This window comes from Pseudomonas sp. M1 (genome assembly GCF_022760135.1).
Lineage (GTDB): Bacteria > Pseudomonadota > Gammaproteobacteria > Pseudomonadales > Pseudomonadaceae > Pseudomonas > Pseudomonas citronellolis.
The window spans coordinates 2275406-2295514 of record NZ_CP094343.1 but is presented as its reverse complement, the minus strand read 5'-3'; the positions used below and the strand labels follow the sequence as shown (position 1 = coordinate 2295514).

Annotated in this window: 17 protein-coding genes; 6 read left to right on the top strand and 11 right to left on the bottom strand. The window is 69.9% G+C overall.

Going from position 1 to position 20109, the window contains the following annotated elements:
- Positions 1-310: 310 nt before the first annotated feature.
- The 4 genes from PM1_RS10405 to selD all read right to left on the bottom strand — a co-directional run bounded on the left by PM1_RS10405 (position 311) and on the right by selD (position 3672).
- On the bottom strand, positions 311-919 hold the full coding sequence (locus PM1_RS10405) for a flavin reductase family protein (protein WP_009618593.1): 609 nt from the start codon (positions 917-919) through the stop codon (positions 311-313).
- Between the two features lie 76 nt (positions 920-995).
- Positions 996-1274, bottom strand: coding sequence for a hypothetical protein (locus PM1_RS10400; RefSeq protein ID WP_009618591.1), 279 nt, complete (start codon positions 1272-1274; stop codon positions 996-998).
- A gap of 263 nt (positions 1275-1537) precedes the next feature.
- Positions 1538-2638, bottom strand: a complete 1101-nt coding sequence (mnmH, locus tag PM1_RS10395; RefSeq protein WP_009618589.1) for a tRNA 2-selenouridine(34) synthase MnmH — start codon at positions 2636-2638, stop codon at positions 1538-1540.
- Positions 2638-3672: a selenide, water dikinase SelD gene (selD, locus tag PM1_RS10390; RefSeq protein ID WP_009618587.1), complete on the bottom strand. Its 1035-nt coding sequence runs from the start codon at positions 3670-3672 to the stop codon at positions 2638-2640. The genes mnmH and selD overlap by 1 nt, the downstream gene beginning before the upstream one ends.
- Before the next feature lie 150 nt (positions 3673-3822).
- On the opposite strand from selD, the gene PM1_RS10385 reads away from it, so the two are divergent.
- Positions 3823-4857, top strand: a complete 1035-nt coding sequence (locus PM1_RS10385) for a patatin-like phospholipase family protein (protein WP_009618585.1) — start codon at positions 3823-3825, stop codon at positions 4855-4857.
- A 313-nt stretch (positions 4858-5170) separates the two neighbouring features.
- Here PM1_RS10385 and PM1_RS10380 read toward each other — a convergent pair whose 3' ends face one another.
- The 6 genes from PM1_RS10380 to kdpF form a co-directional block, all read right to left on the bottom strand.
- A complete protein-coding gene (locus PM1_RS10380) occupies positions 5171-5866 on the bottom strand; it encodes a response regulator (protein ID WP_024128627.1) in 696 nt (231 codons plus the stop codon).
- A 43-nt stretch (positions 5867-5909) separates the two neighbouring features.
- Positions 5910-8567, bottom strand: a complete 2658-nt coding sequence (locus PM1_RS10375) for a sensor histidine kinase (protein ID WP_009618581.1) — start codon at positions 8565-8567, stop codon at positions 5910-5912.
- A gap of 28 nt (positions 8568-8595) precedes the next feature.
- The gene (kdpC, locus tag PM1_RS10370; protein WP_009618579.1) at positions 8596-9144 is read right to left on the bottom strand and encodes a potassium-transporting ATPase subunit KdpC; all 549 of its coding nucleotides are present in this window, start codon (positions 9142-9144) and stop codon (positions 8596-8598) included.
- A 129-nt stretch (positions 9145-9273) separates the two neighbouring features.
- Positions 9274-11343, bottom strand: a complete 2070-nt coding sequence (kdpB, locus tag PM1_RS10365) for a potassium-transporting ATPase subunit KdpB (RefSeq protein WP_009618577.1) — start codon at positions 11341-11343, stop codon at positions 9274-9276.
- An 11-nt stretch (positions 11344-11354) separates the two neighbouring features.
- Positions 11355-13049, bottom strand: a complete 1695-nt coding sequence (gene kdpA / locus PM1_RS10360) for a potassium-transporting ATPase subunit KdpA (RefSeq protein ID WP_009618575.1) — start codon at positions 13047-13049, stop codon at positions 11355-11357.
- Between the two features lie 8 nt (positions 13050-13057).
- Entirely contained in the window at positions 13058-13147 is a 90-nt protein-coding gene (gene kdpF / locus PM1_RS10355; RefSeq protein ID WP_009618573.1) for a K(+)-transporting ATPase subunit F, read from the bottom strand.
- A 260-nt stretch (positions 13148-13407) separates the two neighbouring features.
- On the opposite strand from kdpF, the gene PM1_RS10350 reads away from it, so the two are divergent.
- From PM1_RS10350 to PM1_RS10330, 5 genes are all read left to right on the top strand, one after another.
- Positions 13408-14157, top strand: coding sequence for a response regulator (locus PM1_RS10350; protein ID WP_009618571.1), 750 nt, complete (start codon positions 13408-13410; stop codon positions 14155-14157).
- Between the two features lie 24 nt (positions 14158-14181).
- Positions 14182-15234, top strand: a complete 1053-nt coding sequence (locus tag PM1_RS10345) for a sensor histidine kinase (RefSeq protein ID WP_009618568.1) — start codon at positions 14182-14184, stop codon at positions 15232-15234.
- Between the two features lie 112 nt (positions 15235-15346).
- On the top strand, positions 15347-16105 hold the full coding sequence (gene xopAW, locus PM1_RS10340) for an EF-hand domain-containing protein (RefSeq protein ID WP_009618566.1): 759 nt from the start codon (positions 15347-15349) through the stop codon (positions 16103-16105).
- 820 nt (positions 16106-16925) lie between these two features.
- The gene (locus PM1_RS10335) at positions 16926-17570 is read left to right on the top strand and encodes a FadR/GntR family transcriptional regulator (RefSeq protein WP_009618564.1); all 645 of its coding nucleotides are present in this window, start codon (positions 16926-16928) and stop codon (positions 17568-17570) included.
- Positions 17571-17601: 31 nt separating this feature from the next.
- On the top strand, positions 17602-18852 hold the full coding sequence (locus PM1_RS10330) for a CynX/NimT family MFS transporter (RefSeq protein ID WP_009618562.1): 1251 nt from the start codon (positions 17602-17604) through the stop codon (positions 18850-18852).
- 171 nt (positions 18853-19023) lie between these two features.
- Here the strand turns inward: PM1_RS10330 and PM1_RS10325 are convergent, their stop codons facing one another.
- Entirely contained in the window at positions 19024-20091 is a 1068-nt protein-coding gene (locus PM1_RS10325; RefSeq protein WP_009618560.1) for an AI-2E family transporter, read from the bottom strand.
- Between the last annotated feature and the right edge of the window lie 18 nt (positions 20092-20109).

Sequence of the window (20109 nt, the reverse complement as noted above, 5' to 3'; positions counted from 1 at the left end):
ACCAGCGCCGTCAGCAGCAATACCAGGCCGAAGCCCAGCGCCAGTTTCTTCGCCGTGCCCAGATTGGCCAACCGCCGTTGCACGAACGCGACCATGCCACCCCTCCCCTTGCCGAATGCCTTGCGGGAGAGTCTTCGACCGAAGCTCTCCCGTTCTTTGTCGTTGCTTTGGGACGGAACATTAGGAGCCGGCCGACCGGCGGAACAAGGGGCGGCGTCGATGATGGCAATTCGATGTTGCGCACGGGCATGCGCAGGTCGCATCCAGGACAGTCGCGCGCCAAGGTCCCGGCGCACGGCGGCCTGCGCCCCTATTTGGGGCGGATCATGCTGAAGGTATCGCGGGTGAAGCTGTAGTGGGTGCCGCCCAGGCGGCCGACCAGGTCGAGCTTCGCCGGGTCGACGTGGCGCTCGTCGCGCAGCACGGCGTCGTCGATGTGCGCCAGCAGCACGCGGGCGAAGATCAGGTAGCAGCTGGGCTTGTCCGCCGGGTAGGGCTGGATCTGCGCCAGCTCGCACTCGAAGGCCACGGCCGCGCCGGCCACCCGCGGCGGCGCCACGCGCACGCTGGCCAGGGTGGCGATGCCGACCTGTTCGATCTCACTGACGCCATGGGGCAGCGTGGCGGCGGTGGCATTCATGGTCTCGGCCTGGGCGGCGCTGACCAGGTGGATCACCAGTTGGCCGGTCTCGCGGACGTTGCGCAGGGTGTCCTTGACGCTGCCGTCGTCGCGGATGCTGGTGTTGACCATCAGCGTCGGCGGCTCGTCGCTGATGACCTGGAAGAAGCTGAACGGCGCCAGGTTGCCCTGGCCCTGCGCGGACAGGGTGGAGACCCAGGCGATGGGCCGCGGGGTGACGGTGGAGGCCAGCCAGCGGTAGGCGTCGGCGGGCGCGAGGGTGCTGAAGTCGAGTTGCATGGGAGGGGTTCCTGACTGCCGGGCGGGCCGGAGCGCCCGTCCGCCCGGCGATTATGCCCGCCTTGCCCGCGCCCGGTCAGCGGCCCGCGCGCGATTCCTTGATGTAGAAGCGCGCCTTGCTGGCCTTGTCCAGGCAGCCGCCGTAGGACTCGACCTGCTGTTCGGTCTTGGCCGCGCTGATCAGCGCCAGCGCCTTGGAATAGCTGACGGTGCCGGCGAAGCCCTCGGCCTTGGCCAGGTCCAGCTCGTGCCAGGCGGCGTTCAGTTCGCTGGCGCAGCTGTCGCGGTTGACCGTCTTGCCGGAGCAGCCGGCCAGCACCAGGCTGGCGGCGAGAACTGCGAAAAGTGCCTTCATGACGACCTCCTTGGTGGTTCGGGCGACTTCCAGCTTAGACCGCCGCGGCCCAAGGTTACAGGTAGGTTTGGCGTAGGGCGCATAACGCCTACGGCGTTATCCGCCGTTTGACCCTGGTTCACGGCGGCTCCGGGGTTGACCTGGGCATTGGCTGGGTATGCGCCAAGGCTCGGCCATGGCGTTGGCGGCAACAGGGGTGTATCGGCGGATAACCGCGAGCGGTTATTCGCCCTACGTGACGGCCTGCCTTTCGTAGGAGCGGTCTACCGCGGTGGCCGGGAACGCAGGTACTCCACCACCTCGTCGTGGTTGCCGCGGAACTCGATGCGCGAGGCTTTGCTTTCCAGCTGGTAGGCGTACATGGGGTCGTAGTATTCGCCCAGCAGCCCTTCGATCCAGCCGCGGTGCAGGTCCACCGCGCCGCTGCGGCGCTGCTCGTCCAGGGCCTCGTCCATGATCGCCGCCAGGCGCTGGTAGCGCTCGCCGCCCAGGCGCTTGACGATGCCCGACAGGCTCTTGCGCAGGTAGGCGGCGAAGGCCTCGAAGCCTTCCTCCGGCGCGCCCTTCACCTCGACGAACTCGGCGCACAGGTCGATCACGTAGTCCTTGAGGATGCGTTCCACCCGGCCCTCGAAGCTATCCTCCAGCCACACCAGCGGGTAGCCCTGCATGCCCTGGTACAGCTCCAGCGGCAGCGAGCAGCTGCCGACGATGCGCCCCTCGTCCTCCAGCACGAACTGGCTCATGCCGGCGTGGCGCTTCTTCAGGATGTCGATGGCCAGGCGGTTCTCGAAGTCGATCTGCGCCGGCTGCGGCGTGGCCCGGCGGCCGAAGCTGGAGCCGCGGTGGTTGGCGTGGCCTTCCAGGTCCAGGGCGTTGTCCAGCTGCGCCACCACCTCGGTCTTGCCGGTGCCGGTGAGGCCGCCGATCAGCACGAAGGAACATTCCTCGGTGGCCGCTCGGGTGGTGTCGAAGAGGAAGCCGCGCAGAGCCTTGTAGCCGCCGACCACGCGCGGATATTCGATGCCGGCGTCCTTCATCCACTGCTGGACGATCTGCGAGCGCAGGCCGCCGCGGAAGCAGTACAGGTAGCCGTCCGGGTGGCGCCGGGCGAAGTCCAGCCAGGCTTCGATGCGCTCGGCCTTGAGCGGGCCGCAGACCAGCTCGTGGCCCAGGGCGATGGCCGCCTGCTGGCCATGCTGCTTGTAGCAGGTGCCCACCTTCTGCCGCTCGACGTCGTTCATCAGCGGCAGGTTCTCGGTGTGGGGGAAGGCGCCCTTGGTGTATTCCACCGGGGCGCGCACGTCCATCAGGGGGACGTCATTGAGGAAGAGTTCGCGGTAGTGCCGGGTGTTGTCGCGCATCAGGCCACCTCTACCGCGTGACTCTGTCGCTCGACCAGCTCGCCGATGGGCGCCAGTCGCAGGCCCAGCTCGGCGGCAGTGGCGAGGAATTCCGCGTCGCCCTCGGGGGCCACCGCCACCAGCAGGCCGCCGCTGGTCTGCGGGTCGCACAGCAGCAGCTTGTGCAGTTCCGGCAGCGGCGCGATGCGCTCGCCGTAGCTGTCGAAGTTGCGCAGGGTGCCGCCGGGCACGCAGCCCTGTTCCAGGTAGTACTGCACGTGCTCCAGGCGCGGCACCGCGTCGAAGCGGATGCGCGCGGTCAGGCCGGCGCCATCGGCCATCTCCACCAGGTGGCCGAGCAGGCCGAAGCCGGTGACGTCGGTCATGGCCGTCACCCCGGCGAGCTTGCCGAAGCGGCTGCCGGGCTTGTTCAGGGTGCACATCCAGTCGCGGGCCAGGCCCACGTCCTCGGCGCGCAGCCTGGACTTCTTCTCGGCGGTGGTGAGGATGCCGATGCCCAGCGGCTTGGTCAGGTACAGGCGGCAGCCGGCGGTGGCGGTGTCGTTGCGCTTCATGAAGCGCTTTTCCACCAGGCCGGTGACGGCCAGGCCGAAGATCGGCTCGGGGGCGTCGATGGAGTGGCCGCCGGCCAGCGGGATGCCCGCCTCGTCGCAGACCTTGCGGCCGCCGGCGATCACCTCGCGGGCGATTTCCGGAGCCAGCACGTTGACCGGCCAGCCGAGGATGGCGATGGCCATAAGCGGGTCGCCGCCCATGGCGTAGATGTCGCTGATGGCGTTGGTGGCGGCGATGCGGCCGAAGTCGAAGGGATCGTCGACGATGGGCATGAAAAAGTCGGTGGTGGACACCACGCCGCGCTCGCCGTCGATAGCATAGACCGCAGCGTCGTCGCGCGAGGCGTTGCCGACCCACAGGTTCGGGTCCAGGTTCTGCGCGCCGCTGCCGGCCAGGATCACTTCCAGCACCTTGGGGGAAATCTTGCAGCCGCAGCCGGCACCGTGGCTGTACTGGGTCAGGCGGATGGGTTCGCTCATGTTGGCTCCGGGGCGGGAAGTCGATCGGCCGATTCTAGCAAACACCCTTGGCGCCCCGCCCTACCCGGGCGTATCGTCAGTGACATCCGGCGCCGGCCCAGGCCGCCCGCCGCGCCTTGCAATGCGTTGTTTTCAGAGGAATAACCGTCCATGTCGAAACAAGTGGCGCTGGTGCTCGGCTCCGGCGGAGCACGGGGTTATGCGCATATCGGCGTGATCGAGGAACTGGAGCGGCGCGGCTACGAGATCGCCTGCATCGCCGGCTGCTCCATGGGCTCGGTGATCGGCGGCATCTACGCCGCCGGCAAGCTGGGCGAATACCGCGACTGGGTGGAAAGCCTGGATTACCTGGACGTGCTGCGCCTGCTGGACGTCAGCTTCCGCCTCGGCGCCATCCGCGGCGAGCGGGTGTTCGGCAAGATCCACGAGATCATCGGCGACATCAACATCGAGGACCTGCCCATCCCCTACACGGCGGTGGCCACCGACCTCACCAACCAGCAGGAAATCTGGTTCCAGGAAGGCGACCTGCACCAGGCCATGCGCGCCTCGGCGGCCATTCCCAGCCTGTTCACCCCGGTGATGCAGGGCCCGCGCATGCTGGTCGATGGCGGCCTGCTCAACCCCCTGCCGATCGTGCCGGTGGTGTCCAGCCACGCCGACCTGATCATCGCGGTGAACCTCAACGCCACCAACCAGCGCCAGTACCAGTTGCCGGTGATCGAGCGGCCGGCGGCGCTCAAGGGCCGCTTCGACAGCCTGATCGGCAGCCTCGGCGACAAGCTCAGCCGGTTCCGCCGCCACGGCCCGGAGCTAGAGCCGCCGGAACTGCGCGCCGAAGCCCTGCTGGAGCCGGTGCCCGACAGCGAGGAACCGGCCGAGCCGGAGATGCAGCAGCCGGCCGCGGCGCCCCTGGGCAAGGGCTCGCCGAAGTCCGCCAGCGGCAGCCAGGTGATCGACAGCAGCAGCCCGGCCTCGTTGCTGGAGCTGGTCAACCAGAGCTTCGAGGTGATGCAGACCTCCCTGGCGCAGTACAAGATCGCCGGCTACCCGCCGGACGTGCTGATCAACGTGCCCAAGCGGGTGTGCCGCTTCTTCGAGTTCTACAAGGCGCCGGAGCTGGTAGCCCTGGGAAGGCAGATCGCCAGCGATACGCTGGACCGGTACGAAGCGGAGAATCCGTAGGGCGCATAACGCCTATGGCGTTATCCGCCGATTGGCCTGGATCGGTACGAGGTGGAGAATCCGCGTCCACAGGATTGCACCGACCTTTCCACCCGCGCCGAACAGCCCCCTCTCCCGCTTGCGGGAGAGGGCTGGGGAGAGAGTGCTCTTTGCGCGGGTTCGAGCTATCGCGGACGGAGTCCGCTCCTACGACGGGGTTTCGCCTGGCACACAGGTGCGGGCCCTACCCGCGATTCGCGCAAAAGTTGCGCTCCTACGGTTCATGCCGGGCGGCAGGCCCCATTGTAGGAGCGGACTCCGTCCGCGATTTTCATCAGGCATCGCGCAGGCGATAGCCGACGCCGGCCTCGGTGACGATGAAGCGCGGGTTGGCCGGGTCGTCCGCCAGCTTCTGCCGCAGGTGGCCGACCACCACGCGTAGGTAGTGGGTGTCCTCGACGTGGGTCGGGCCCCAGATGTCCTTGAGCAGTTGCTGCTGGGTGACCACCCGCCCCAGGTGCCGGGCCAGGGTGGCCAGCACCGCGTATTCCTTGCGGGTGAGCGCCACCTCGGCGCCGTCGAGGCTCACCCGGCGGTAGGCGAAATCGACCAGCAGCGGCCCCACCGCCACCTGCGCTTCCTGGTTCTCGCCCTGGTGGCCCTGGCGCAGCAGCGCGCGGATGCGGGCGAGGAACTCCTGGATGCCGAAGGGCTTGGTCACGTAGTCGTTGGCGCCGCCGTCCAGGGCCAGCACCTTCTCGCTCTCGGCGGCGCGCACCGAGAGCACCAGCACCGGCACCTGCGACCATTCGCGCAACTCGCGCAGCACCTGCTGGCCGTCCTTGTCCGGCAGGCCGAGGTCGAGCACCACCAGGTCCGGACGGTTCAGCGCCGCCTGGGCCAGGCCCTCCTCGCCGCTGCCGGCTTCCACCACCCGGTAGCCGCCGGCGTTGAGGCTGATGCGCAGGAACTTGCGGATTTGCGGCTCATCGTCGATGACCAGGATGCAGGCGGCGTTGGCGGTGCTCATCGGGCTCGGCTGGCTGGGGGCGGTGGCGCCTAGCTTGGGCCTTTCAACTACCGGCATCAAGCTGCTCCAGGTCCGGCTGGCGCTGCAGCGGCAGGTGCAGGTGCAGGGTGGTGCCGCGGCCATCCAGGCCATCGCCGACGCTGATGCGCCCGCCGTGGGCGCCGACCATGCCCTGACAGATCGCCAGGCCCAGGCCGGTGCTCGGCCCGCCGCGGTCGCCCCTGGCGGCGCTGTAGAACATGTCGAAGATTTTCTCGCGCTCGACCTCGGGAATCCCCGGGCCTTCGTCGCTGACGCTGAACTGCAGCTCGTCGCCGACCTGCGCGGCCTGCACCCGCAGGCGCCCGCCCGGCGGCGAGAAGCGCGCGGCGTTCTCCAGCACGTTGACCAGGGCCTGCTCGATCAGCGCCGCATGCACGTACAGCAGCGGCAGTTCGGCCGGCACGCGGGTTTCCACGCGATAGGGCGCGAGCAGCGCGCGCAGGCGGTGCACGGCGCTGCCGACGATGTCCTCCGGGGCCACCCAGTCGCGCGCCAGCTTCAGCCCGCCCTGGCCCAGGCGGGTCATGTCCAGCAGGTTCTGGATGTAGCGGTCCAGGCGCTCGGCCTCGTCGCGGGTGCTTTCCAGCAGTTCCTTGCGGTCGGCCGGGGGAATCGCGTTGCCCAGGGCCAGCAGGCTGTCGATGGCGCCGCGCATGGTGGTCAGCGGGGTGCGCAGGTCGTGGCTGACCGAGGCCAGCAGCGCGCTGCGCAGTTGCTCGGTCTCGCCGTGCAGGCGCGCGGCTTCCAGGTCGTCGGCCAGGCGCGCGCGGGCCAGGGCCTGGGCCAGAGGCTGGCCGAGGGCGGCGAGCAGGCGGCGGCGCTGACCGGGCAGCGGCTCGCCGTCCTTCGGCCGCACGCCGAGCAGCGCCAGCGGCCCCTCCTCCGCCGACAGCGGCCACCACCACCAGCGCCCCGCCGGCAATGTGCCGGTGCCCAGGCCGGCCGGCTGGTCGTGCTGCCAGGCCCAGTCGGCGGCGGCGCGCTCCTGCTCGTCGAAGCCGCGGGCGTGGCCGCTTTCCACCTTCCAGTCGTCGTGCTGGCGGGCCAGCACGCAGATGTCCAGGTCATTCCACAGGGCGAACTGCTGGGCGGCGGCGGCCAGCACCGCCTGGCGATCGGTGGCGGCGGTGAGCTTGCGCGAGAGTTCCAGCAGCGCGCCGGTCTCCTCCTGGGTGTCGCGCAGCACTTGCAGCTGGCGGCGCTGGCGCGCGGCGAGGTTGCCGGTGAGCGCGGCCATGAGCAGGAAGAACAGCAGGGTCAGCACGTCCTGCTCGCGCTGGATGGAAAGGGAGAAGTACGGCGGGATGAACAGGAAGTCGTAGGCCAGGAACGACAGCACCGCGCACACCAGCGCCGGCCACAGGCTGCTGCGCACCGCCACCAGCAGCACCGCGGCGAGGAACACCAGGGAGATGTTCGGCAGCTCCAGCAGGCGCGACACGCCCCAGGCCAGGGCGCTGGCCCCGGCGGCGGCCAGGGCCGCCAGCAGGTAGTCGCGCCAGTGGCCGCGCTCGCCGCGGCGCGGGGTGGCCGGGGCCAGGTCGGCCTCGCTGTCCAGCACGCTGATTTCCAGGCCTTCGCCCAGGCGCAGCAGGCGCGCCGCCAGGCCGCCGCCGAACAGCCGGCGGTACCAGCGCTGGCGCGAACGGCCGACCAGGATCAGGCTGGCGCGGCGCTCGCGGGCGTGCTCGACCAGGGTGCGCGCCACCTCCCCGCCGCGCAGTTGCACCACCTCGCCGCCCAGGCGCTCGGCCAGTTGCTGGGCGTTCTGCAGGTACAGGCGCGACTGCTCGTCGCGGGCATCGCCGGTGTCGACGTGGACCAGGCTCCAGGGCAGGTGACGGCGCTCGGCCACCCGCGAGGCGTGGCGCACCAGGCGCTCGGCGTTGCGCTCGCCGTCCACGCCCAGCAGCAGGCGGCCGCGCAGCGCCGGGGCCTCGCCGCCCTGCTGGCGGTAGCGATGCGCCAGGTCGGCGTCCACCCGCGCGGCGGCGGTCTGCATGGCCAGTTCGCGCAGGGCGGTGAGGTTGGTCTGGCTGAAGAAGGCGTCGATGGCCGCCCTCGCCTGCTCCGGCACGTAGACCTTGCCTTCGCGCAGGCGCTCCAGCAGCTCGCGCGGCGGCAGGTCCACCAGCAGCAGTTCGTCGGCTTCCTGCAGCACCCAGTCGGGCACCGTCTCGCGCACCTGCACGCCGGTGATGTCGCGCACCTGGTCGTTGAGGCTTTCCAGGTGCTGGACGTTGACCGTGGTGTAGACGTCGATGCCGGCGGCGAGCAGCTCCTGGATGTCCTGCCAGCGCTTGGCATGGCGGCTGCCGGGGGCGTTGCTGTGGGCCAGCTCGTCGACCAGGGCGAGCTGCGGCGGCTCGCGCAGCAGGCCGTCGAGGTCCATCTCGGCGAGGTGGATGCCGCGGTATTCCGAGCGCAGCAGCGGCTGCTGCGGCAGGCCGGCGAGCAGCGCCTCGGTCTCGGCGCGGCCGTGGGTCTCGACGATGCCCACGCGCAGGTTCACGCCCTGGCGCAGTTGGCCCTGGGCGGCCAGCAGCATGGCGTAGGTCTTGCCCACGCCGGGGGCGGCGCCGAGGAACACCTTCAGGCGTCCGCGGCCGTTGCGCTCCAGGTCCGCGAGCAGGGCGTCGGCACGCTTGGGATCGGTCATGCTGGCCTCCAGGGGGTTGCGCGCAAGTCTAGCGAGGCAGTTGCTCGAGGGCCATGTTCAGGGCCAGCACGTTGACCACCGCCGGACCCACCAGCGGCCGCCGGGTGTGCGCCTCGACCAGGTTGTGCACGGCCTGCTCCGGCAGGCTGCGGGCCTGGGCGATGCGCGGCACCTGGTAGAGCGCGGCGTCCGGCGGCAGCTGCGGGTCCAGGCCGCTGCCGGAGGTGGTGACCAGCGCCAGCGGCACCGGGCGCCCGGCCACCGCTTCGGCGGCGGCGTCCTTGGCGATGCGCTCGGCCAGCGCCGGGTTGCCCGGGGCCAGGTTGGAGGCGCTGCTGGAGACGGTGGCGTAGTCGCCGGCCGAGGGCCGTTCATGGAACCACTGCGGGCCCTCGAACTTCTGCGCCAGCAGCGCCGAGCCGCGGACTTCGCCCTTGGCGTCGCGCACCAGGCTGCCATTGGCCTGTGCGGGGAAAGCCACCTGGGCGACGCCGGTGACCAGCAGCGGATAGGCCACGCCAGTGACCAGCGAAAGCAGGGCCAGGGAGGCGATGGCGGGACGGATGTGATTGAGCATTTTCGGTTTCCTCTGGATTGCAGAACGATCCCCGTAGGAGCGGATCTCATCCGCGAATCGTGGACAAAGACCGGGCCCGTAGGATGGGTTGAGCGAAGCGATACCCATCGCCAAGGCCGGCAGTCCCGTTCAGGCCAGGCCCAGGGCCACCAGCAACAGGTCGATGGCCTTGATGCCGATGAAGGGCGCGATGATCCCGCCCACCCCGTAGATCAGCAGGTTGCGCCGCAGCAGGTGCATGGCGTCGCTGGCCGCCACGCGCACGCCGCGCAGGGCCAGGGGGATCAGCGCGATGATGATCAGCGCGTTGAACACGATGGCCGAGAGGATGGCGCTCTGCGGGCTGGCCAGGCGCATGACGTTGAGCACCTGCAGCTGCGGGTAGATGCCGGCGAACAGCGCGGGCAGGATGGCGAAGTACTTGGCCACGTCGTTGGCCACCGAGAAGGTGGTCAGCGCGCCGCGGGTCACCAGCAGCTCCTTGCCCACCTGGACCACGTCGAGCAGCTTGGTCGGGTCGCTGTCCAGGTCCACCAGGTTCGCCGCCTCGCGGGCCGCCTGGGTGCCGTCGTTCATCGCCATGCCGACGTCCGCCTGGGCCAGCGCCGGCGCATCGTTGGCGCCATCGCCGCACATGGCGACCATGCGTCCTTCGCCCTGCTCCTGGCGGATGCGCGCCAGTTTCTTCTCCGGCGTGGCTTCGGCGATCACGTCGTCCACCCCGGCCTCGGCGGCGATGGCCGCGGCGGTCAGCGGGTTGTCGCCGGTCACCATCACGGTGCGGATGCCCATGCGCCGCAGTTCGGCGAAGCGCTCGCGGATGCCCGGCTTGACCACGTCCTTGAGGTGGATGGCGCCGAGCAGCCTGCCGTCGGCCACCACCAGCAGCGGGGTACCGCCGCTCTGGGCGATGCGTTCGACTTCCTTGGCCAGGCTTTCCGGCATCTCGTCGCGGGCGCGGCCGATGAAGGCCAGCGCGGCATCCACCGCGCCCTTGCGGTACACGCGGCCGTCGAGGTCAACGCCGGACAGGCGCGTCTCGGCGCTGAAGGCGATGGGCGTCAGCTGCTCGCGCGACGGCTCCGGCAGGATGATCTGCGCGCGGAGGAACTCGACGATGGACTTGCCCTCCGGGGTGTCGTCGGCCAGCGAAGCGAGGAAGGCGCCCTCGGCCAGCTCCGGCGCGGTCACCCCCGGCGCGGCGTGCAGCGCGGCGCAGCGGCGGTTGCCGAAGGTGATGGTGCCGGTCTTGTCGAGCATCAGCACGTGCACGTCGCCGGCGGCCTCCACCGCGCGGCCGGACTTGGCGATCACGTTCAGCCGCACCAGGCGGTCCATGCCGGCGATGCCGATGGCCGAGAGCAGGCCGCCGATGGTGGTGGGGATCAGCGTCACCAGCAACGCCACCAGGAACACCAGCGGCAGGCTGCCGCCGGCGAACAGGGCGAAGGGCTTGAGCGTCACCACCACCAGCAGGAAGATCAGCGTCAGGCCGATCAGCAGGATGTCCAGGGCCACCTCGTTGGGCGTCTTCTGCCGCTTGGCGCCCTCCACCAGGGCGATCATGCGGTCGAGGGTCGACTCGCCGGGGTTGACGCTGATACGCACCAGCAGCCAGTCGGAGACCAGCCGGGTGTTGCCGGTCACGGCCGAGCGGTCGCCGCCGGATTCGCGGATCACCGGCGCCGATTCGCCGGTGATGGCGGCCTCGTTGACCGCCGCCACGCCCTCGATCACCTCGCCGTCGCCGGGGATCAGCTCGCCGGCAACCACGCGCACCACGTCGCCCTTGCGCAGGCTGGTGGCCGGCACGCTTTCGTAGGCGCCGTCGACGTTCAGGCGCTGCGCCATCAGGCCTTGGGTGCCGGCCTTGAGGCTGTCGGCGCGGGCCTTGCCGCGGCCCTCGGCGAGGGCCTCGGCGAAGTTGGCGAAGAGCACGGTGAACCACAGCCAGGCGGCGATCTGCGCGGCCACCGACAGCGGCACCGCATCACCGCCGGTGAAGCACAGCACGGTGGTGAGGATGGCGGTCAGTTCCACCACCAGCATCACCGGCGAGCGCTGCAGCTGGCGCGGGTCGAGCTTGACGAAGGCCTGCAGCAGCGCCGGCCTCCACAGCGCGGCGAAGCTCAGGCTGTGGCGTTTCTCGGGGGCGGACGTGGCGCTCTTGAGCGGCATGTCCTGGGTCTTGGCGTTCATCTATCGGCTCCTCAGAAGCCCAGGGTCAGGTGATCGGCCACCGGGCCGAGAACCAGGGTCGGCAGGAAGTTCAGGCCACCGACCAGGAGGATGGTCGCCGCCAGCAGGCCGACGAACAGCAGGCCGTGCGTGGGGAAGCTGTTCGGCCCCACCGGCACGCGCTTCTTCGCCGCCAGGCTGCCGGCGATGGCCAGCACCGGGACGATGTAGCCGAAGCGGCCGATGAGCATGGCCAGGGCGATCATCAGGTTGTGGAACGGGGTGTTGGCGCCGAAGCCGGCGAACGCCGAACCGTTATTCGCGGTGCCCGAGGTATAGGCGTAGAGCAGCTGGCTGAAGCCGTGGGCGCCGGGGTTGCTCACCGCGCTCGCCGGGCCCGGCAGGCTGGCGGCGATGGCGCCGAGCACCAGCACGCCGACCGGCATCACCAGCAGGGTGGCGACCAGCAGGCGGACTTCGCGGGCCTCCAGCTTCTTGCCCAGGTATTCCGGGGTGCGGCCGATCATCAGGCCGGCCAGGAACACCGCGACCAGGACGAACAGCAGCATGCCGTAGAGGCCGGCGCCGACGCCGCCGAAGACCACCTCGCCGAGCATCATGTTGAACATCGCCACCAGGCCGCTGAGCGGGTTGAGGCTGTCGTGCATGGCGTTCACCGAGCCGTTGGAAGCGGCCGTGGTGGTCACCGCCCAGAGCACGCTGGCGGTGGTGCCGAAGCGGCTCTCCTTGCCTTCCAGGGGCGCGCCCTGGGTGATCGGCAGGTGCGCCAGCGCCGGGTTGGGCTGGTACTCGGCCCACAGGGCGACGCCCAGGCCGACGACGAACAGCAGCAGCATGCAGCCGAGGATGGCGCGGCTCTGGCGCAGGTCCTTGACGTAGTGGCCGAAGGTGAACACCAGCGCCGCCGGGATCAGGATGATCGACGCCAGCTCGAACAGGTTGGCCCAGGCCGTGGGGTTCTCGAACGGGTGCGCCGAGTTCACGCCGAAGAAGCCGCCGCCGTTGGTGCCCAACTGCTTGATAGCGATCTGGCTGGCCGCCGGGCCCAGCGGGATGGACTGCTCGGCGCCCTGCAGGGTGGTGGCGTGGACGTAGTCCAGGAAGGTCTGCGGCACGCCCTGCCACACCAGCAGCAGCGCCAGGACCAGACACAGCGGCAGCAGGCCGTAGAGGGTCGCGCGGGTCAGGTCGACCCAGAAGTTGCCGAGGTGCTGCGTGGACTTGCGGGCGATGCCGCGGGCCAGCACCACCAGCACCGCCAGGCCCACCGCCGGGCTGACGAAGTTCTGCACGGTCAGGCCGAGCATCTGGCTCAGGTAGCTCAGCGCCGCCTCGCCGCTATAGGCCTGCCAGTTGGTGTTGGTGACGAAGCTCACCGCGGTGTTGAAGGCCAGGGTCCATTCCAGGCCCGGCAGGTGCTGCGGGTTGAGCGGCAGCATGCCCTGGCCGACGAGGATGGCGAACAGCAGCGCAAGGCCGGCCAGGTTGAAGGCAAGCATGGCCAGGGTGTAGGTCTTCCAGTCCTGCTCGGCCCGCGGGTCGATGCCGCAGATGCGGTAGATCAGGCGCTCCACCGGCGCCAGCACGGGGCTGAGAAAGGTGCGCTCGCCCTCCATCACCTTGTAGTAGAAGCGCCCGAGCAGCGGCGCGGGCAGCAGCACCAGGGCGAAGAAGGCGGCGATCAGCAGCACGTCATGGCTGTTCATGCAGCCCCCTAGGAACGGTCGGCGCGCAGCAGCGCCACCAGCAGGTAGATGAAAAGTCCCGTGGCCAGGACCAGGGACACCCCGTCGAGCACGCTCATGTCTGTCTCTCCTCACGCAGGCGGATCCTTGCGATGGCGAAATTGTCCGCAAAGGGGGCGTAAAGAAGCGATTGGCGGGGCTTCCGGCGGGCATAAAGAAAGCGTAAAGAAGCGCTGTGGCGCGGCTTTGTAAGCACGCCGATACATTGACGACACTCTGTCGATATCCGTTGCCGTCAACCTTGCCTACCGTGGCCCCCCGTGCGACGGCGGGTTAGCATTGACCCCGCGCCCCGGGCGCTCCCAGCGACAGGTACTGCATGTTTCCCTCCAGCCCCACCTCCAGCCAAGACAGCCAGCGCCGCTGGACCATCCGCGCCCTGCTGGTGGACGACGACGAGCCGATCCGCGAACTGCTTTGCGGCTACCTGGCGCGCTTCAACATCGAGGCGCGCGGCGTGGCCGACGGCGCGGGCATGCGCCAGGCGCTGGCCGAGGAGAACTTCGACGTGGTGGTGCTGGACCTGATGCTGCCCGGCGAGGACGGCCTGTCGCTGTGCCGCTACCTGCGCAGCGAATCGGACATCCCGATCCTCATGCTCACCGCGCGCTGCGAGCCGGCCGACCGCATCATCGGCCTGGAACTGGGCGCCGACGACTACATGGCCAAGCCCTTCGAACCGCGCGAGCTGGTGGCGCGCATCCAGACCATCCTGCGCCGCGTGCGTGGCGACGAGGCGCGCAACGAACCGCGCGCCCAGGTGCGCTTCGACCAGTGGCGGCTGGACAGCGTGCTGCGCCAGCTGCACTCCCCGGAGGGCCTGGTGGTGCCGCTGTCCAACGCCGAGTTCCGCCTGCTCTGGGTGTTCCTCGAGCGCCCGCGCCGGGTGCTCAACCGCGAGCTGCTGCTGGACGCCGCGCGCGGCCGCGCCATCGAGGCCTTCGACCGCAGCATCGACCTGCTGGTCTCGCGCCTGCGCCAGAAGCTCGGCGACGACCCGCGCTCGCCGCGGCTGATCAAGACCGTGCGCGGCGAAGGCTACCTGTTCGACGTCCGTGACATCGCCTGACGCCGGCCCGACCAAGGAGGCCAGATGAAGAAGCGCTCGCTGCAGCTCGCCGACAGCCTGTTCGCCCGCCTGTTCGGGGTGTTCCTACTGGCCATCGTGGTCGCGCACCTGCTGGCCTTCGTCTGGTTCAGCCACTTCCGCCATCCCGGCCCGCCTCCACCGCCGCCGCCACCGCCCCATGAGCAGTTCGAGGGACACATGGTCGGCCCGCCGCCGCCCCCGCCGCCGCGGCTGCCGTTCTGGAGCATGCCCTTCCTGTTCCAGTTGCTCGCCCTGGTCGGCGCCGCCTGGTTCGGCGCGCGCCTGCTCGCCAGCCCGGTGGAGCGCCTGGGCAATGCCGCGCTGCAGCTGAGCGAGGACCTGGACAGCCCGCCGCTGCCGGAAACCGGGCCGCAGGAGGCGCAGCGCGCGGCACAGGCCTTCAACCGCATGCGCGAGCGCATCCGCGAGCAGGTGCAGCAGCGCGGCCGCATGCTGGTGGCGGTGTCCCACGACCTGCGCACGCCGCTGTCGCGGCTGAAGCTGCGTGTGGAGGAGATCGACAACCCGCAGCTGCGCGCGCGCTTCGCCCAGGACCTGGGCGAGATGATCGGCATGCTCGACTCCACCCTGCACTACCTGCACCAGGAGCGCACCAGCGAGGCGCTGCAGTGGTTCGACGTCAACGCCCTGGTCGAATCGCTGGCCGAGGACGCCTGCGAGCATGGCGCCCGCGTCAGCGTCGAAGGCCAGTGCGCACCGCTGAAGGTGCAGCCGCTGGCCCTGCGCTCGTGCCTGTCGAACCTGCTGGATAACGCCCTGCGCTATGCCGGCGAGGTGCAGCTGATACTGCGCGACAACGGCCAGCAGGTGGAAATCCTCGTCCGCGACCACGGCCCGGGCATCCCCGCGCAGATGCGCGAGCAGGTATTCGAGCCCTACTTCCGCCTGGAAGGCTCGCGCAACCGCAATTCCGGCGGCGTCGGCCTGGGCCTGGCCATAGCCCGCGAGGCGGCGCGGCGCCACGGCGGCGACCTGCACTTCGAGGAAACCCCCGGCGGCGGCGCCACCGCGGTGCTGCGCCTGCCGCGCGCCTGAGGCTTTGTCGGCCGCCGCATACAAAGCGCACATACCGCCGACAAGGCGCCCATCGAACCTGCCAGGACCGGAACTCCAGTTCCGGACCCCATAACCTCATGGAGGCAGTCCGATGATCAGCGGAGTCAGCAGCTACAGCAGCTATTACAGCAGCGCCGCGCTCGCCAGCACCCAGCGCAGCGCCAGCAGCTCCAGCAGCACAACCAGCACCAGCGGCAGCAGCGACAAGGCGCAGAAATTCGCCGCCGACCTGTTCAAGTCCCTCGACAGCGACGGTGACGGCAGCGTCAGCTCCAGCGAGCTGGACAGCGCCCTGTCCGCCTCCGGCAGCGACAGCGGCGACATCGACATCGATTCGCTGCTGGCCCAGCTGGACAGCGACGGCAGCGGCGGCATCAGCCAGGACGAACTGAGCAGCGCCCTGCAACAGGCCCAGGGCGACATGCCGCCGCCCCCGCCGCCGCCCTCCTCCGACCAGGCCGCCAGCGACCTGCTGTCGTCCCTGGACAGCGATGGCGACGGCAGCATCAGCAGCGACGAACTCAGCGCCGCCAGCGCCTCCGGCACCGACAGCAGCGAGCTGTTCAGCGCCCTGGACAGCGACGGCAACGGCAGCATCAGCCAGGACGAACTGAGCAGCGCCCTGCAACAGGCCCAGGGCGACATGCCGCCGCTCCCGCCGCCCGCTTCCGGGGAAACCGACAGCAGCCTGACCAGCAGCACCAGCAGCGACGCATCCAGCACCAACAGCGGCTCGGCCGGCGCCGAAGCCGTGCAGCAGATGCTCGCCATGCTGGCCAGGCACTACCAGGACAGCAGCGCCGCCAGCTACCAGAACACCAGCGGTAGCCTAGTCAATATCGCTGCCTGAGTCTCCTGCCGGCTGCGCCGGGGCGCTTTCGATACCCATCGGGCAATGGCGATGGGTATCGCTTCGCTCAACACCATCCTACGGGTGCCGGGATGCTCCCGTAGGGCACATAACGCCTACGGCGTTATCCGCCGTTTTCATCGGGCGCCGGGAGGTTCGGCGTAATCCTGTAGGGGCAGCTGTCTTGCCAACTGCGCCGAGATGCTTTTCGCAGGATGGGTTGAGCTTGCGATACCCATCGGACCATGGTGATGGGTATCGCTTCGCTCAACACCATCCTACGGGTGCCGGGATGCTCCCGTAGGGCGCATAACGCCTACGGCGTTATCCGCCGTTCTTATCGGGCACCGGGAGGTTCCGCGTAACCCTGTAGGGGCAGCTGTCTTGCCAACCGAGCCGAGATGCTTTTCGTAGGATGGGTTGAGCTTGCGATACCCATCGGACCATGGCGATGGGTATCGCTTCGCTCAACACCATCCTACGGGTGCCGGGATGCTCCCGTAGGGCGGATAACGCCTACGGCGTTATCCGCCGTTTTCATCGGGCGCCGGGAGGTTCGGCGTAACCCTGTAGGGGCAGCTGTCTTGCCAACCGCGCCGAGATGCTTTTCGTAGGATGGGTTGAGCTTGCGATACCCATCGGACCATGGTGATGGGTATCGCTTCGCTCAACACCATCCTACGGGGTGTTGTGCTTGCCGGACTCCGTCCGCGATTTCGCGCGCAGGGCGCGCTCCTACAGGGGGGCGATCCGCGCCTTGCCAGCCCCCCACCGCTGCAGTAGCCTGTCCGGCCTAATCATCCGATGATTGGATGTCTATATGGCCAATCCCCTCAAGCGCTCCCTGGTCGACATCGCCCTGGAGCAGATCCGCCAGCGCATCGACAGCGGCGCCTGGGCCCTCGGCCAGCGCCTGCCACCGGAGCCGGAGCTGGCGGAAATCCTCGGCATGAGCCGCAACACCGTGCGCGAGGCGGTGCGCGTGCTGACCTTCTCCGGCGTGCTGGAAGTGCGCCAGGGCGACGGCACCTACGTGCGCGCCTGCGCCGACCCGCTGGACACCATGCTGGCCCTGGCCCGCGGCTCCATCGAGCAGGCCCTGGAAGCTCGCGGGGTGATCGAGGTCGAGGCCGCGCGCCTGGCCGCCCTGCGCCGCAGCGACGCCGACCTGGCCGCCCTGCGCCAGGCCCTGGCGCTCAGCGCGCAGCACTTCGGCGGCGACCTTCAGGCCTACGTCGAGCACGACCTGGCCTTCCACCAGCGCGTGGTGGACAGCGCCCACAACCCGCTGCTGAGCGAGCTGTACCGCTACTTCTCCCAGGTCATCCGCGCCGGCCTGCAACACACCATCAGCGAACCCGGCCGCCCGCAGCCGGCCTTCGAGCTGCACCAGCAACTGCTGGACGCCCTGGAGCGCCAGGACGCCGAGGCGGCCGCGGCCGCCAACCGCGCGCTGCTGATCTGACTTCCCTTCCCACTGCCTTGCGATCGCCACCATGCCCCAACAACATCACGCCGACGAACTGCTGATCGACGCCGAGATCGACGAAGCCCCCGCCCCTACACCCGCACCGGTGCGGCCCTGGCTGCTGTTGCTCGGCCTGGTGCTGGTGGCGCTGAACCTGCGCCCGGCGCTGTCGAGCCTGGCGCCGCTGCTGAACACCGTGCGCGAGCACACCGGCCTGTCAGCCGCAGCCGCTGGCCTGCTGACCACCCTGCCGGTGCTCTGCCTGGGCCTGTTCGCCCCGCTGGCGCCCCGCCTGGCACGGCGCCTGGGGGCCGAGCGGGCGGTGCTGGCGATCCTCCTGCTGCTGGCCGCCGGCATCGTCCTGCGCAGCCTGTTCCCGGTGGCCGGGCTGTTCCTCGGCAGCCTGGTGGCCGGCGCCAGCATCGGCATCATCGGCGTGCTGCTGCCGGGCATCGTCAAGCGCGATTTCCCGCACATCGCCGGGATCATGACCGGCGTCTACACCATGGCCCTGTGCCTGGGCGCGGCCCTGGCCGCCGGGGCCAGCGTGCCCCTGGCCGAACTGTTCGGCGGCAGCTGGCAGCCGGCCCTGGCCGCCTGGGCCCTGCCGGCGGTGCTCGCCGCGCTGGTCTGGCTGCCGCAGACGCGCCAGGCCCAGCACGCCCACCGCCAGGCCTTCCAGGTCCGCGGCCTGTGGCGCGACCCGCTGGCCTGGCAGGTGACCCTGTACATGGGCCTGCAGTCGTCGCTGGCCTACATCGTGTTCGGCTGGCTGCCGTCGATCCTCATCGACCGCGGCCTGAGCCCGACGGCCGCCGGGCTGATGATGTCCGGCTCGGTGATGGTGCAGTTGCTCAGCGCCCTGGGCGCGCCCTGGCTCGGCACCCGCGGGCGCGACCAGCGCCTGGTGGTGTTCCTGGTCCTGGCGCTGACCCTCGCCGGCCTGCTCGGCCTGCTCTACGCGCCCGGCGGCAGCCTGTGGCTGTGGGCGGTGGTGCTCGGCCTGGGCCAGGGCGGCACCTTCAGCATCGGCCTGGCGCTGATCGTGCTGCGCTCGCCCGACGCCCACGTCGCCTCGCACCTGTCCGGCATGGCCCAGGGCGTGGGCTACACCCTGGCGGCCCTGGGGCCCTTCCTGGTCGGCCTGGTGCACGACTTGAGCGACGGCTGGAATGCGGTGGGCGTCATCTTCATCGCCATCAGCCTGGGCGCCCTGGTGGCCGGCCTGGGCGCCGGCCGCGACCGCCTGGTCGGCGTGCGCAGCGAGGCGCTTTCGTAGGGCTTCGCTGCATGGGCCAACGGCGTATAACCGCGAACGGTTATACGTCCTACGGCTCCAGGGAAGCACGGTCGTAGGATGGGTTGAGCCTGCGAAACCCATGCTGCCGTGGCGATGGGTATCGCTTCGCTCAACGCAATCCTACGACGGGCGATAACCGAAGATTCCGGCCTAGGGCGCCTTATCCCCCGGGCCGCCCGGCGGCAGGGTGCCGCGCTTGGGGCTCTCGATCCAGTCGTTGACCAGGTTGTAGACCACCGCCAGCAGCACCGGGCCGAGGAACAGGCCGATGAAGCCGAAGCTGAGCAGCCCGCCGAGCACGCCGAGCAGCACCACCACCAGCGGCAGGTTGCCGCCGCGGCTGATCAGGTAGGGCTTGAGGATGTTGTCCACGCCGCTGATGACGAAGAAGCCCCAGATGCCCAGGAACACCCCGTAGCCGTACTCGCCCTGGAAGAACAGCCAGACGGTGGCCGGCCCCCAGACCAGCGGCGGGACCATCAGCAGGCTGCAGACGAAGGTCAGCAGGCCGAGCAGGATCGGGCCGGGCACCCCGGCGATGCTGAAGCCGATGAAGGCCAGCACCGCCTGGGCCGCCGCGGTGCCGATCACGCCGTTGACCACCCGCTGCACGGTGCCGGCGATGAGCTCCATGTAGTGCTCGGCGCGCGGGCCGATCAGGCGCTCCAGCATCTGGTAGGCGAAGGCCTCCAGGCGCTTGCCGTCGCGGTAGAAGAAGAAGATCAACACCAGGCTCAGGACCAGCTCGAAGATGCCCCCGGCCAGCTTGGCCGAACGCGCCAGCAACCAGTTGCCGACCTCGCCCATGTAGGGCTTGAGCGCGGAGAAGATGGCCACCCCCTGCTGGTCGATGGAGTACCACCAGCCGATCAGCCGGTCGCCGATCAGCGGGGTGCGCGCCAGCCAGCTCGGCGGCGGCGGCAGGCCGGAGACCTGCAGGTTCTTCACCAGCTCGACGCCGGCGCGCAGCTTGTCCGCCAGGCCGAAGCCCAGGCCCAGCAGCGGCAGCGCCACCACGATGATCCAGAAGGCGGTCAGCACGCCCGCCGCCAGGGCCTCGCGGCCGCCCAGCAGGCGCGTCAGCAGGCGCATCAGCGGCCAGCTGGCGAAGGCCAGCACGGCGGCCCAGAACAGCGCCGTCCAGAACGGCGCCAGCACCCACAGGGTGGCGACCAGCAGGACCACCAGGAGGATGCGCAACAGCAGGTTATCGAACATCGGGGCCGGACTCCTTCT